Source organism: Amycolatopsis sp. NPDC058340, from assembly GCF_042723975.1.
GTDB lineage: Bacteria > Actinomycetota > Actinomycetes > Mycobacteriales > Pseudonocardiaceae > Amycolatopsis.
Genome location: NZ_JBHXIB010000078.1, coordinates 13,935 through 28,044, shown reverse-complemented (window position 1 = coordinate 28,044; position 14,110 = coordinate 13,935). Strand labels below are relative to the sequence as shown.

The window sequence follows — 14,110 nt, the reverse complement described above, 5'->3', positions numbered from 1 at the left end:
CGGTTCTAACCGTCCTCGCCACTCACGAGGCTTTTGGTCAGGCGCTCAGCAGTTGGTTGAAGAACGACCGGTAGCGCCGGAGCGCGATCCGGAGGTCTTCGGTGGCCGGTTCGCCCTGGCTCCACGCGGATTCCAGTTCCTTCTTGTGGTCCGCGAAGGTCGTGGCCAGATTCTGGATCACCACCGCGACGAGTTCGTCGGCTTCCTTGACCGCTCGCCGCGGATCGTCCACAAAGGCCGTCTGGATTCCTTGCCAGCTCTCGCGGAACCGCTCGACGTCGACGTTCTCGAACAACGTCTGCGCGTCGTCTTCGCCGGCGCGCTGGGAATCGGTGGCCACGAGGTCCTCGGTGCCCAAGGGGCGGCCGGTGTCGCCGTCAGTGGTCCGATCCTCGTCGAGCCGTTCCGTTCCCTCGGTTTCCGGGGGCCTGCTTTCCATGGCTTTCCGCTCCTTCGCCGGAATCGGTCAACAGATCTTCGAACACTTCGCGGTAGTGCTTCATCGCTTCTCGCATGTCCTCTGTGGACATTTCGGATTCCCGGTGGCGCACCAATGTGTCGTGCCCGGCGCGATAGTGCCGCAACGCGTTCGCGTGCCGGACGGACAGATCCGCGAGCTGCTGGTCGTACCCCTCGGTCGGGTAGCCGCGCTCGGCCATCAACGAGACCAGCACCCGGTCCGCCTCGACGACGGCGCCGGACGGGCGGTCGACGAACTGTTCCTGGATCAGCGCCCACTCCTGCGCGTACCGGTCCTTTGTGGTCTCCGGCAGCGGCCGGATGTCGAGATCCGAATGCCGTTTCACCCGCGACGAAAGCTCACGTTCGGCTTCGCGCGGGCTTTCGTGCTCCTTGACGGCCCGGTCGTATTCGGGTCCGAACGTCTCCCGCAATCGCCGCCTGCGCCTGCCTTCGATGACGAACCAAACGGCCGCTCCCGCCACCAGGATCGCGGCGATGACGATGATGATGACCAACCACGTTGGCATCGTTATCTCCTCCGGATATTCGCCGGTCATCCCCCGACGAGCGGTGAGTTCCCCGCCCTTCGGACCGGAAACCCTTGTGTCGCAAGAAGTTTTGGATCTTAGGCCGGATGGCGCAGTGAAATGATCTCTCTTGGGCCGCTTCGCGGACGCCGGTACGCCCATTGGGCGGAGATCGTGAGGCTCGCTAACCAGGCGTCCCTCTTATGGGTGCCGCCGATGACTCAGTGTAGGTAAAAGCTCCCGATCACTGCTCCGTTGTGGCACTATTGCCCCGTTCGCAGGAAGAGGGCCTGCGAACAGAGGGGGGCCGCCGTAATGGGGCGGCCTGGCAAGACAAAAATGATCATCAGGGGAGGAGATCGTCAAATGTCGACGCCTACGGATGTCAAGGACCCCATCGGCGAGGAAGAGCCGGTCGACCCGGCTCAGCCCAAGTCCGACCAGGGAGAACACCAGCACGGCCCCGATTGTGAGCACCAGAACGAACGGGTCCGCGATTGCCCGGGCGGATGCGCTCAGACGCCGCCGCCGGCTCCCTGAGCAATGCTCCTGGCTGAAGATGTACGCCCGTCACCCGGTTTTGAACCGGTGGCGGGCGACTCTCGGCTACGGAGTGTGCTGTCATAGATCAGTGGCGGTAACACTGCTCGATCAAATCGAGGTCATTCGCAAGGCGCGCGAACTCCAGCGCGCCGGTATCGATGCCGCGTGTTCGGCCCGTCAACGCGAAGGAATCCTTCTGCTTCGCCGGGGCATGGCGTTGCTCGATTCCATCCATCCGGTCGCCGAACAGATGAGGCACGACTGGCTCGCCGCCCGGATCCGGCTGGCTTCCAGTATCGCGACCGTGGGGTCGGAGACCAGCGGAGGCGTCGCTTCCGGTCTCGCCGGTCTGGACGACGTGCGACTGTTGCTGAAAGCGGTGGACGACCCCCGTCTCTACGCGGAATTACGCGGGCAGCTCGACCACAATTACGGACTCCTGCTCATGGCGGTGGGCCGGAACGAGGAAAGCACGGCGTATTTCGACTCGTCCCTGGAGCACAAAGAGGCCGCGCTCGGCATGGAGAAGGAGCCCTCGACGTCGCTCGACCCTTATCTGGGCACGCTGACCACCCGAGGGCTCGCGTACACCAGGCTCGGCGACGTACGGCGGGCGAGGCGAGATCTCGTCAGCGCCGTGGAACTCGCGGAACGAAACGGCCTGCGGGCACAGGCCGCGGACGTCCGCCGCCCGCTGGGCACGCTCGAACTCCGCGTCGGGAACGTGCCCGCCGCGCTGCGGCTCTACGAGGAGAGCGAGCGGATCTATCGCTCGCTCGATCTGGACATCCCGCCGCTGCTGAGGTGGGAGCGGGCCGAAGCGCTGTTGACCGCCGGCCTCGCCGAAGAGGCGGGAGCTCATCTCGACGAGATCCTGCCGGTGATGCTGGAAAAGCGGAGTATCACCAGGGACCTGGGCGGGGTGGAGTTGTTCCGCGCGTCTGCGGCGCTGATGACCGATGATCTCGAACTCGCACGGACCTACGCCGCTTCGGCCCGGCGCCGCACGCTCCGCTGGGGCTGTCAGACCTGTGTCGCCAACGCGACCATCGTCGGCCTCCGCGCCGACGTGCAGGAAGCCTTGCGCACCAACGAAATCCCGGCGACCCTGACGTCGCGCGCGCTGCGTGCGGCGAACGGGATGCCGATGCCGCGGCTCGCCGACCAGGCCGCGCTGGCGCGGATGCTGGCCGTCCGGGTCGAGCTGCGGAAGGGGAAACGCAAACGCGCCGCCGAGCTGCTCGCGCGGATTCCGCGGCCGGGACGGTTGACGTCCGTCGATTACCGGATGTTGCGCAGGCTTTGCCGTGCGGAACTCGCGGTGGCCGAGGGGGACAAGACCAGGGCGCTGGCGGAGATCCGGGCCGGGCTCACCGAACTCGACCGCGTCCGCGACCGGATGGGCGGTATCGAGCTGGTGTCCGGTACGGCGTTGCACGGCCGGGAGCTGGCGGATCTGGCCGTCAAGATCGTGCTGGAGCGCGCCGACGCGGCCCGGCTGTTCGGCTGGACGGAGCGGACCCGCGCGCAGAGCTACCGGTACGAGCCGGTCGTGACGGGCGATCCGGAGCTCGCCGAGCGGGTCGGCGAGGTCCGGGGGCTCGACCAGGCGATCCATCAGGCGCAGCACGACGGGCATCCGACGGCGGCCTTGCGCGCGAAGCATGCCGAGCGGTTGCGCGAGGCGCATCGGCTCGGCTGGCATACGGGGCGCTGGGGCAGGCCGCGGCCGGTCGCGCGGCTCGCGGAGGTCGCCGAGGAGCTGGGCGAGCGCGCGCTGGTGAGTTTCGCGTCGTCGGGGGACGAGCTGGTGGCGATGGTCGTCGTCGACGGGCGATGCGAGCTGGTGCGGCTCGGTTCGGCCGAGCGGGCGGCGGAGTCCGCTCGGACGCTGAACATCGATCTCGACGCCCTCGCGCCGGATCGGCTGCCGGCGCCCCTGGTCCAGTCGGTGCTCGGTTCGGCGCGCAAACAGGCCGAACGGCTGGACGCCCAGCTGATCCGGCCGCTCGAAGCGCTGCTCGGGGAGCGTGGCCTGATCGTCGTGCCGACCGGCCCGTTGTTCGCCGTCCCGTGGGGAGTGCTGCCCGCGCTGCGGTCGCGGCCGATCGTCGTCGCCCCGTCGGCGACGGCATGGCTGGGGGCGGCGCGGTCGGCGGTGTCACGCGCGCGGAAGGTCGTTCTCGTCCGCGGCCCCGGCCTCGTCGGGACCCGAGGCGAGCTGGACAAACTCGCGATGCATTACCGGACCGCGCATACGCTGGCCGGTGCCGAGGCCACCGTGTCGTCCGTTTTGCGGGCGCTGGACGGGGCGAAGCTCGCGCATATCGCCGCGCACGGGGCGCACGAACCCGAGAACGCCTTGTTCTCCCGGCTGGAATTGGCCGACGGCGCGCTCTTCGCGCACGAGATGGCCGGGCTGGCGCAGCCGCCGTCACAGGTCGTCTTCGCGGCGTGCGAACTGGCGTTGAACCGGATCCGGCCCGGCGACGAGGTCCTCGGTTTCGCCAGCGCGTTGCTCGCGAGCGGTTCGCGGACGGTGATCGCGCCGTTGAGCCGAGTCGGTGACGAGGCCGCGGCGGCCGCGATGGACGATTACCACCGCGGTCTCGCGGGAGGATCCGGACCGGCGACCGCGTTGGCTGACACCATCGCCATTGATCCGTTCCGGCGACCGTTCGTCTGTTTGGGTGCGGGCTGATCGTCCGGCTTGACAACCCCTGTTCGATCTTCACGACTCCAAGTGCCCGGTTGGTTACTCTTGACCGAGTCGTCTGAACCAATTATGGTCTAGACCACATTCGCCTGCTCGGCGCTTCGGCGGATGTGTCCCGACCTTCATTGGTATTTCGCTCGCTGTGACCCAGCAATCTCGAGTCCGCGGTGGGTGTAGAGATGGGAAAGGGGTAAGCATGAGCTTCAAACGACGGCTTTTGACCCTGGCGGCCGGTGCGGCGATGGTGCCGGCGGCCCTGGTCGCGATCCCGGCGGGCACCGCCAGCGCGCACGGCTACGTTTCCTCGCCGGCGAGCAGGCAGGCGCAATGCGCGCAGAACACCGTTTCCTGTGGCTCCATCAAATGGGAACCGCAAAGTGTCGAGGGCCCCAAGGGTCTCATGAGCTGCAACGGCGGTGTCGGCCGTTTCGCGGACCTCAACGACGACAGCAAGGGCTGGAAGGTGCATTCCCTCGGCCGTACCACCACGTTCCGGTGGACGCTGACGGCTCGCCACCGCACCAGCACGTGGGAGTACTTCGTCGACGGCGCCAAGGTCGCCAGCTTCAACGACGGCGGCGCGCAGCCGGGCGCGACGGTCACCCACAGCGTGAACCTGCAGCAGAGCGGGCGGCACAAGATCCTCGCCCGCTGGAACGTCTACGACACGGCGAACGCCTTCTACGCGTGTATTGACGCCAACATCAGTTAGGAGTGGGGCTCGTGAGTGGTAAGGACGGTTCTAACCGTCATTACCACTCACGAGGCTTTTGTGTCAGGCTCGTCCCATGTGCGAACGGGACGGCGTCAAGCTGACCAACCTCGACCAGCCCTTGTTCGAGGGCGCGACCAAACGCGACCTGGTCGACTATCTGGACGCCGTCGCGGACCGTCTCGTCCCGGTGCTGGCGAACAGGCCGCTTTCGGTGATCCGCATCCTGCGCGGCCAGGACCCGTTCATGCAGAAGAACCTGCCCAAGTACACGCCCGACTGGGTGAAGCGGTACGGGATATGGGCGGAGACGTCGAAACGGCAGGTGTCGTACGCGCTCTGCGACGACCGCCGCACGCTGCTGTGGTTCGCGAACCAGCGCGCCGTCGAATACCACCCAACGCTGATGACCGCGGACGTGGACGCGGGTCCGACCCATCTCGTGCTGGACCTGGATCCGCCCGCCGGCGACGATTTCGCGCATGTCGTGAAGGCCGCGGTGCTGGTGCGCCAGGCACTGGCCGAGTCCGGGCTCGTCGGGACGGTGAAGACCAGCGGTTCCAAGGGAGTGCACATCTTCGTCCCGCTGGTACCGGGTCAGGGCTTCGAAGACGTCGCGGCCGCGACCCGCGCGCTCGCCGCCCGCGCGGAGCGGCTCGATCCGTCGGTCGCGACGACCGCGTACATCGTGGAAGACCGTGAGGGCAAGGTGTACCTCGATTCGACGCGCGCGGGCGGCAACACGGTCGCGGCGGCGTACAGCCCGCGGTTGCGGCCGGGGCTGACGGTGTCGTTCCCGGTGGCCTGGGACGAGCTCGAAAACGTCGTTCCCGCCGATTTCACCGTGCACACCGCGCCCGATCTCCTCGGCGGCAAGGATCCGTGGGCCGAGTCGATGCCGGAGCCGCAGACGCTGCCCACCGACCTCGTCGAACAGGGCCACACGATCCCGATCGCGCGGGTCGTGGCGATGCACGAGGGGAAGCGCCGGGCGAGGGCGCGCGACCGGAAGGACTGAACGCCCACGCCGTCACGGCGTTTTGTGTACCTTGGACCGCGCTGGGGGCGGGCGAAGGTACTGGGGGCTTTCGTGGGAAAGATCGATGCCGACGTGCTGATCGTTGGGGCCGGTCCGGCGGGGCTCGTGCTGGGGAACCTGTTGCGGGTCGCCGGAATCGACTGCCTGATCCTCGAGCGGCAAAGCCGTGAGCATGTCGAAAACCGGGCGCGGGCGGGTTTTCTCGCCGCGAACAGTGTCCGTGTGCTCACCGAGAACGGGCTCGCCGCCGGGCTGATGGAAAAGGGCGCGCGGCACGACACCTGCGCCTTTCGCAATGATCAGGCCGAATTCGAGCTCAAGTACAGCGAACTCGGGAACGGCGAGGTGCACACCGTCTATCCGCAACAGTTCCTGGTCACCGACCTGATCGCGGAATTCCTCGCCCGCGGCGGGGAGATCAGGTTCGGCACCGAGGTCTCGTCGGTGTCGGGGATGGACGCGACGGTCATCGCCGATGATCTTCTGTTGCGTGCCAAGTACATCGCCGGCTGCGACGGGAGGCGCGGGGTATCGCTGAGATCCGTCCCCGCGCGGCTCTTCCGCCGGGACCACGACATCTCGTGGCTCGCGATCCTCGCCGAGGCGCCGCCGAGCATGTCCGCGATCGGCTACGCGATCCATGAACGGGGATTCGCCGGGCATATGGCGAGGACACCGACGGTGACGCGCTATTACCTCGAAGTCCCGCGCGGCGAGGATCTTCAGGACTGGGGAGACGACCGGATCTGGGACGAGCTGCACGTGCGGATGCGCTCGGACCGCTACGGCGAGCTCAAACGCGGCGCCATCATCGAACGCCGGATAGTGGACATGGCCTCACGCGTGATGGACACGATCCAGCGGGGGAACCTGTTCCTCGCGGGGGACGCGGCGAGCCTCATCAGCCCCGCCGCCGCGAAGGGCGCGAATCTCGCGCTGATGGAGGCCGAGATCCTCGCGCACGCGTTGATCGAAGCCCACGCCGGCGGCGACACGACGGCGCTCGATCGCTACTCCGCCGACTGCCTGCCGCGGATCTGGCGTGCGCAGGAGTTCTCGCTCTGGATGATCAATCTCCTGCACGGCCCGGCCGGATACGACGACGAGGCCGTCTTCCAGCGGGCGCTGCGGGACGCGCGGCTGGAGAGCCTGCGGGTTTCCCGCGCGCACCAAGACTTCTTCGCCGAAAACTACGTGGGTATCTGAACCGGACGCTCGTCTCGTCCGTATTCCGGTGAAGAGGGAAGGGACGAACTACGATGCCGGTACGCATTCGCTGGACGCCGTTGGACCCGCACCCGAACCGTCCCGCTCCCGTGGACGAACCCGAGCCGGAACCGCTAGCCCGCGCGGACCGCCGGTGCCGTGGGCCGATCGACGCGGAGGAGCCGGACGTCGCCTGAGCGGTGTCTTCCCGGCTCCTCCTCGGTGACGAAGCGCAGCGCACCGGTGACCTCGCGGGTCACCATCCGCGCGCTGTGCCAGCCCGCCGGGACCCAGCCGTCGCGCAGGGCGCGGCGGACCTTTTCGGCCCGTTTGACGTGGCGGGCGAACGAATGCCGCCGGATGACCCGCCCGCGCGCGACTTGGCCCGCGCGGGCGTCCTCCGGGGCCACGTCGAGCCACAGCAGCCGGACCGGGCGGCGGCTCAGCAGGCCGAGCAGGGCCAGCAGGCCGCGGGTGGTGGCCCTGGTCGACGGTTCGTGCACGACGAGCGGGCCGCAGTCCGCCAGTGCGGTGCGGACGACCCGCGCGCGATGCCACAGATGCACCAGCGGCCGGTAGCTCCGGTACGGCAGCGCGGGCGGCAGCCGTTCGCGCAGCCGCCCGCGGACCTGGTCGGAATCGAGCACCGGTAGCGCGCCGGTCGCCGCCCGGGACAGCAGGGTGGTCTTGCCCGCCCCGGGGATCCCCGCCACCACCAGCAGGTCGCGAGGGCCGAGCCGGAGTGCGATGCGATCGGTCATAAGGCGTCAACGACCCGGCCGAGGGCAAAGGTTCCTTTACCTTGATCGGCACAGGTCAGGCGGTCACCCGCGTTCCCGGCAGCGCGGTCTTGTCGGGAAGGAGCGTCCCGCCCTTGGTGAGCCACGCGACACCGAACGCGAGGATCGCCACCGACTCCAGCCACAACGCCGGGTAGAGGTCCTTCGTCAGTTCGTCGAACACCAGCCCGCACAGCACGATCAACGCCAGGCACACCAGCATGATCACGCCCGAGGCGACGTACAGCCGGTTCCGCTCGGGTTTGCGGGCACCGGGGATCTCCTTGTCGGACTTGGTGAACAGCACGATGCAGAAGAACGCCAAGGTGAGGAAGAAGACCGCGGCGAAGCCGAGGTGCAGCAGGCCGATGATCTCGTCCGAGCGGTCGCCGTTCGCCGGTGTCGTGGGGAAGAGCGCCACCCCGACGGCGGCCACCGCCGCGATGTTCCCGGCGATGTCGTCGACCCGGCCGTAACCCCGATAGGACAACAGGAAGACGCCGATGGCGCACATCACGCCGACCCAGACGTCACGCATTCCCGAGTAGTAGTAGCCGCTGATCGAGTTGAGCAGGCCACCACCGTCGACGACCATCTTCCCGAAGATCAGCACGAACGGCAGCCCAGTCCCGAGGAAACCTATGGCGCGCCGCAAGAACAGGTAGTTGTGGACGAGGTTGTCGGATGCCGTTCGCGGGCTCATGGTCGCCTCCGTGCGCAGTGCTTGTCGCTAGATAATGACAGCTCGTGACGACGGAGGGACCGTGTGTTATCGAAATGGTCGCTAGACGGTTTCCAGTACGACAGCCGCGACGTAACCGCCCATCCCGATCGACGTCTTGACGGTGAGCCCGCCTTCCGGCCGGGACGGCCCATCCATCAGCCGCGGATGCCCGTCCGCCACCGGTTTCGGCGCCGGGACCAGATCCCGCTCGGCCGCGAGGCAGATGGCCGCGATCTCGGTCAGCGCGCTGCCCGACTGGCTGTGCCCGGTCAGCGGTTTGATGGAGTAGATCTCGGTCTCGTGCGGGAAGACCGCTTCGAGGATCTGGGATTCCGTGCGGTGGCAGAGTTTCGTGCCCGTTCCGTGCGCGTTCAGGTAGCGGACGTCCGACGGTGCGGCGGAGGCGTTCTCCAGCGCGCTGGTCACCGCCTCGATCGCGTTCGTCGAATCGGGGTCGAGCGCCATCGCGTTGTGCGCCTCATGGGTCATCGCGCCGCCTCGCAACGTGGCGTACGAGTCGGTCTTCCGCTGGGTCAGCACCACCGCGACCGCGGCCTCGGAGAAGGTGAAACCCCTTGTGCCCTCTTGGAAAGGACGGCAGGCCTCGAGCGGGGGCAGGTCGGTGACCGCCACCCCGCAGTGCACGAAGTTGCGCACCATCGGCCTGGTCGCGGACAGATCGGTGGTGACCACGACGACGTCGTCGGCCATGTCCGCGTCCAGCCACATCTTCGCGGTGAGCACGGCGGCGCTGCCGGTCGCGCACATCGCGGACGTGGCCATCGAGGGGCCGTGGAAGCCGAACTCCGACATCAGCGTGGCGATCGGGGTCGAGGGCATCATGCCGATGAACTCGCGCCGGTACATCAGTTGCTCGCCCATCTCGGTGAGCCGGTCCCAGGTGCGCAGGTCCTCGCGGACGCCGCCGGAGATGACCCCGACCCGGCGCCCCGGCGTCCAGCCGCGCGAGCCGGCGTCTTGGATCGCCTCCCGTGCCGCGGCGAGCAGGGCGCGGGCGTGCAGGCTGCCGTCGCGTGCCTTGCCGCCCTCGGGGATGTGCGCGACCCAGCCGGGCAGATCAGGGGTTTCCCCGAAGCCGTCGGTGAATTGGGCGCAGGGGACGCCGCTCGCCAGGCCCTCCCACAGTGATTCGCGCCCCCAGCCGTAGGCGGTTACGGCGCCGATGCCGCAGATGTCTGTTTTGCTCCGCACGTGTTTCCCTTCAACTACATTCAGTCAACGCTGGGGTGGAATAGCCGCACCGATCAGCTGTCCGGGGAGGACGGCTACGTCGATTTAGTGATCTAATCGGAAGCTACATCAGTCGAGTAGGGGGTTTGGATCAGATGGATCCTGACGATCTCGACGGTGGGACTCCCGACACCCACCGGCCCTCGGATCAGGATTCCTCGCCAGCGAACGGCACCGCGACCCGCACGGTGGGAAAAACCGGGCGGCACGAGTCGCTCGTCCGTCTGCTGACCGAGTTGTCCACCGAGAGGGATCGGCGCGGCGAACCCGCGCTCGCCTTTCTCGGCCAGGGGTACCGCCTTTTGGAGCAAAATTCCGACGGCGGCGCTTTGGGAACGCAATATCTCACGATGGTGGAGGCGAGCCCTTACGGGATCTGTGTCCATCAGCGGGGCAAAGTCGTGTTCGTGAACTCGGCCACCATGCGATTCGTCGGCGCGAAGGTGTCGACCGAGATCATCGGGACGCACATCACGGATCTGGTCGACGAGGGCTCGCAGGACGCGCTGCTGGCACGGATCGGTTCGCTGGCCTCGCCCGGCTCGTTCAGCGAACCGACCGAGATGACCCTTCGGACCCTCCAAGGCCGCAGTGTCGCCGTCGAATCCCAGGCGGTGCTCACCACCTGGGAGGGCAAACCCGCGTACCAGGTGATCATGCGCGACCTGACCACGCAGAAGGCGGCCGAGGCAGGCCTGAGGTTCCAGGCGGCGCTGGTCGGGCACGCTAGCGACGCGATCATCGCGACCTCGCCCGACGGGCTGGTGACGAGCTGGAACCCGGCGGCCGAAGCCGTCTACGGGCACGACCTCGACCAGGTCATCGGCGTCCCGGTGGCCGAGGTGGTCGGCGCGCCGATGAGCCCGCGGGAGGTCGTCGCGGCGGGCGGTGTCGTCCAGGCGACGCATTACAGCGCCGACGGCACGGCGCTGGCGGTGCGAGTCTCCGCGGCCGAGATGTTCGACGGCTATGTGCTGCTGTGCGCCGACGAGACCGCGCAACGCCGGGCGGAGGCCGAATTCGCCACCGTCGTCGAAACGCTCGACGAAGGAGTGCTGCTGGTCAGCCCCGGCGGGCGGATCGAGCTGGCGAACTCCGCGGCGCACCGGATCGCCGGGGTGCCGCCGCGATCCCTGGTCGGCCTGGAGAGCCGGACGCTGCGGCTGCACGACGAACACGGCGCGCCGGTGCCGGTCGACGATCTGCCCTCCGCGCGGGTGCGGCGGTCCGGGAAGGTCGAGACCGGGCGGGTCGTGCAGGTGCGGCGGCGCGACGGCGCGCACCGGTGGCTTTCGCTGACCTCCGGTCCGCTGATGGCGCCCGGCCAGAGCGTGCCCTCGGTGCTGACGTCCTTCGCCGACATCACCGAACGGCGGGCGATCAGCGAGCGGCTGGCCTACGAGGCCACCCACGATCCGCTGACCAGGCTCGCGAACCGGACGCTCGCGCTGAACCACCTGCGCCGGACGATCGCCGACCCGGCGCGGACGACCACCGTGATGTTCATCGACCTCGACAAGTTCAAGATCATCAACGATTCGCTCGGTCATACCGTCGGCGACCAGGTGCTGCGCATCATCGGCGATCGGCTGCGGGCCGCCGCCGGGCCTTCGGACCTGGTCGGGCGGCTCGGCGGGGACGAGTTCCTGGTCATCACCACCGGTTATACCGAAGCCGCCGAGGTGCGTGCGCTGGCCGACCATCTCCAGCGGCGGCTCGCCGAATCGCTCACCGTGCACGGCCGGGAACTGCATATAAATACGAGCATTGGAATAGTGATCGCCGAACCGGGCGATACGCGCACCGCCGACGAATTGCTGGAAGACGCCGATTTGGCGATGTATCAGGCGAAAACGTTCGGCCCCGGTCGTTACGCGTTCTATGCGCCGATCATGCGGCAACGAGTACAGGACCGTTTCGCACTGGAACAGGATCTGCGGAACGCCGTCGCGGAAGGGCTGGTCGAGACCGTTTATCAGCCCGTCGTCGATTTGCGGACCGGTGACATGGTCGCGGTGAAGGCGAAGTCCTGTTGGGACCATCCCGTCCGCGGGCCGATCGATCCGGCGGAATTGGCCGAACTCGCCGACGACGGCGATCTTTTGACGGTCATCGGGGCGGAGGTTCTCGCCAAGGCCGCCCGCGAGATCTCTCGATGGCGTGCCGATCATGGTGTGCACTGTAATGTGAATGTGAGCCTTTCGGTCCGCCAACTGGGCGATCCCACATTGCTGCAAGTGGTTCAGACAACGTTGGAGGGCGCGGGCCTCCTGCCGCAGGATCTGAGCCTCGACGTCGACGAGACGGCGCTGAAGGACGCGGCCGACGCCGTCGACGCGCTGCGGAAGACCGGGGTGCGGGTGACCGCGGAACGGTTCGGTGCCGGGTACTCCTCGCTCGCGCAGCTGTGCAGGCTCGACCTGAGCGTGATCGAGATCGACCGGTCGTTCGTGGCCGATCTCGGGCGATCGAGTGACGCCGAACCGATAGTCGCCGGGATCATGGCGATGGCGCACGCCGTCGACCTCGTGGTCGTCGCGGAAGGGGTCGAGACCGCGCGGCAACTGGAGGTGCTGCACGAACTCGGCTGCGATTGGGCGAAGGGGCCGCTGGTGGCGCCGCCGGGCCGGATCGAAAACCTGAAGTCCGCGTACGAACACGTGGTGCGGTGAACCGGGCGCTCACCGCGTACGTGGTCCTGGATGCGGGACCAAAGCCTCCTGTCGCGACGGCTCTTCCCGGCGCACGCTTACCGGTGAAGGAGGTCCGTCGTGTCGCTTGTGTACTTGTGGCGCCTCGGCCGGAATCCGCTCGCTCGCGGCTCGGACCGGGTCGAGGCGGCGATCTTCGTCCTCGGCGTCCTGCTCGCGCTGCTCGGTGTGCCGCTGGCCGCGGCGGCCGGGTCGGAGGCCTACGCGGGCATGATGGCGCGCTCGGCCCTTGAGACGGCTTCGCGGCACTCGACGACCGCGTTCCTGCTCGAAGACGCTCCGCCGGCTCGTGTCGGCGTCGATGGGACGCCGTCGGTGGAGACGGCTTCGGTGGCGGCGCGGTGGGCGTTGCCGGATGGGCGGTTTCAGGAGGCTGCCGTGAGTGTCGATCTCGGCGCTTCGGCGGGGGACGCGGTGACCGTGTGGCTCGACGAGTCCGGTGCCGTCGTCGAGCCGCCGGTGACGCCGCTGGACGCGGCCAGCACGGGGATCGGTGTCGGCGTCGGCGTGTGGCTGAGCGCGGTGACGCTGCTGGCGGCGGGGTATCTGCTCGCGCGGCACCTGCTGAACCGGGCGCGGTGGGCGGCTTGGGACCGGGAGTGGGCGCGGTTCGGGCAGGACTCGCGCTGGCTGTGACGCGTGAGGTCGCTGGGGCGCGTGTGGCGATCTGGCCGTCCGTGAGGGCCTCCTTCCCTACTTTGAGGGTAGGGAAGGAGGCCCTCACGGACCGACGGCCGATCATGGGGCGCGGTTAGTCGGCTACTTGCGGGCGTAGGGGGTCTGACCTGCGGGGGAGCGCGAAAGTGGTAGCAAAGGTCCCTTGCTCCCAGTGACGTCGGCTTGTCCCTGTACCTACTAGTATGTACGGTGACGACGTGGACAAGAGGGAAAGGCTCATCGAGAGCACCCGCGAGCTCCTGTGGGAGCGCGGTTACGTCGGCACCAGCCCGAAGGCGATCCAGGAGCGCTCCGGCGCCGGCCAGGGCAGCATGTACCACCACTTCCAGGGCAAGTCCGAACTCGCGCTCGCCGCGATCGCCCGCAGCGCCGAGGATCTGCGCGCCAGGGCGGAGGCCGAGTTCTCCGGTCCCGGCTCGGTCGCCGAGCGCATCACCGTCTACTTGCGCCGCGAGCGCGCCGTGCTCAAGGGGTGCCCGGTCGGCAGGCTCGCCCAGGATCCCGACGTGATGGCCGACGCGGACCTGCGAAAGCCGGTCGAGGAGTTCTTCGGCTGGCTCACCGGCCGTCTCGCCGAGCTGCTCGACGAGGGCCGCGCGGCCGGCGAATTCGACCGGGCGCTCGACCCGCTCGCCACGGCGACCGCGCTGGTCGCGGTGTTGCAGGGCGGCTACATCCTCGCTCGCGCCGCGGACGCGCCGGACGTGTTCGCGAAAGCCGTCGACGGCGCCCTCGGCCTGCTCGCCACCAAGGAGAACTGAC

The 14,110-nt window shown here is 68.2% G+C and carries 12 protein-coding genes; 7 read left to right on the top strand and 5 right to left on the bottom strand.

Translation table 11 applies throughout. From position 1 onward, the window contains the following. Positions 1-37: 37 nt before the first annotated feature. Both ACFWIW_RS40290 and ACFWIW_RS40285 read right to left on the bottom strand, forming a co-directional pair. Positions 38-439 carry a hypothetical protein gene (locus ACFWIW_RS40290; protein WP_378373307.1) on the bottom strand — a complete coding sequence of 134 codons (402 nt, stop codon included), beginning with the start codon at positions 437-439 and terminating at the stop codon, positions 38-40. After that, positions 378-989 (bottom strand): hypothetical protein, encoded by a 612-nt coding sequence (locus ACFWIW_RS40285; RefSeq protein WP_378373306.1) that lies wholly within the window; start codon positions 987-989, stop codon positions 378-380. The genes ACFWIW_RS40290 and ACFWIW_RS40285 overlap by 62 nt, the downstream gene beginning before the upstream one ends. 631 nt (positions 990-1,620) lie before the next feature. Between ACFWIW_RS40285 and ACFWIW_RS40280 the strand changes: the two genes are divergently transcribed. The 4 genes from ACFWIW_RS40280 to ACFWIW_RS40265 all read left to right on the top strand — a co-directional run bounded on the left by ACFWIW_RS40280 (position 1,621) and on the right by ACFWIW_RS40265 (position 7,205). Beyond that, positions 1,621-4,233: a CHAT domain-containing protein gene (locus ACFWIW_RS40280; protein ID WP_378373305.1), complete on the top strand. Its 2,613-nt coding sequence runs from the start codon at positions 1,621-1,623 to the stop codon at positions 4,231-4,233. A gap of 211 nt (positions 4,234-4,444) precedes the next feature. Then, on the top strand, positions 4,445-4,960 hold the full coding sequence (locus ACFWIW_RS40275; protein WP_016331699.1) for a lytic polysaccharide monooxygenase auxiliary activity family 9 protein: 516 nt from the start codon (positions 4,445-4,447) through the stop codon (positions 4,958-4,960). A 76-nt stretch (positions 4,961-5,036) separates the two neighbouring features. Further along, complete coding sequence (locus ACFWIW_RS40270) at positions 5,037-5,978, top strand: DNA polymerase domain-containing protein (protein WP_378373304.1); 942 nt, start codon at positions 5,037-5,039, stop codon at positions 5,976-5,978. Between the two features lie 72 nt (positions 5,979-6,050). Beyond that, positions 6,051-7,205, top strand: coding sequence for a 4-hydroxybenzoate 3-monooxygenase (locus ACFWIW_RS40265; protein ID WP_378373303.1), 1,155 nt, complete (start codon positions 6,051-6,053; stop codon positions 7,203-7,205). A gap of 134 nt (positions 7,206-7,339) precedes the next feature. Here ACFWIW_RS40265 and ACFWIW_RS40260 read toward each other — a convergent pair whose 3' ends face one another. The 3 genes from ACFWIW_RS40260 to ACFWIW_RS40250 form a co-directional block, all read right to left on the bottom strand. Next, positions 7,340-7,966 (bottom strand): AAA family ATPase, encoded by a 627-nt coding sequence (locus ACFWIW_RS40260; RefSeq protein ID WP_378373302.1) that lies wholly within the window; start codon positions 7,964-7,966, stop codon positions 7,340-7,342. Between the two features lie 55 nt (positions 7,967-8,021). Further along, positions 8,022-8,687: a DUF998 domain-containing protein gene (locus ACFWIW_RS40255; protein WP_378373301.1), complete on the bottom strand. Its 666-nt coding sequence runs from the start codon at positions 8,685-8,687 to the stop codon at positions 8,022-8,024. Positions 8,688-8,768: 81 nt separating this feature from the next. Next, positions 8,769-9,920 (bottom strand): beta-ketoacyl synthase N-terminal-like domain-containing protein, encoded by a 1,152-nt coding sequence (locus ACFWIW_RS40250; RefSeq protein ID WP_378373300.1) that lies wholly within the window; start codon positions 9,918-9,920, stop codon positions 8,769-8,771. A gap of 134 nt (positions 9,921-10,054) precedes the next feature. Here ACFWIW_RS40250 and ACFWIW_RS40245 point away from each other — a divergent pair, with 134 nt between their 5' ends. From ACFWIW_RS40245 to ACFWIW_RS40235, 3 genes are all read left to right on the top strand, one after another. Then, positions 10,055-12,631: an EAL domain-containing protein gene (locus tag ACFWIW_RS40245; protein ID WP_378373299.1), complete on the top strand. Its 2,577-nt coding sequence runs from the start codon at positions 10,055-10,057 to the stop codon at positions 12,629-12,631. Between the two features lie 99 nt (positions 12,632-12,730). Then, complete coding sequence (locus ACFWIW_RS40240; RefSeq protein ID WP_378373298.1) at positions 12,731-13,306, top strand: hypothetical protein; 576 nt, start codon at positions 12,731-12,733, stop codon at positions 13,304-13,306. 239 nt (positions 13,307-13,545) lie between these two features. Next, the gene (locus tag ACFWIW_RS40235) at positions 13,546-14,109 is read left to right on the top strand and encodes a TetR/AcrR family transcriptional regulator (protein ID WP_378373297.1); all 564 of its coding nucleotides are present in this window, start codon (positions 13,546-13,548) and stop codon (positions 14,107-14,109) included. The last annotated feature ends 1 nt before the right edge of the window (position 14,110 follow it).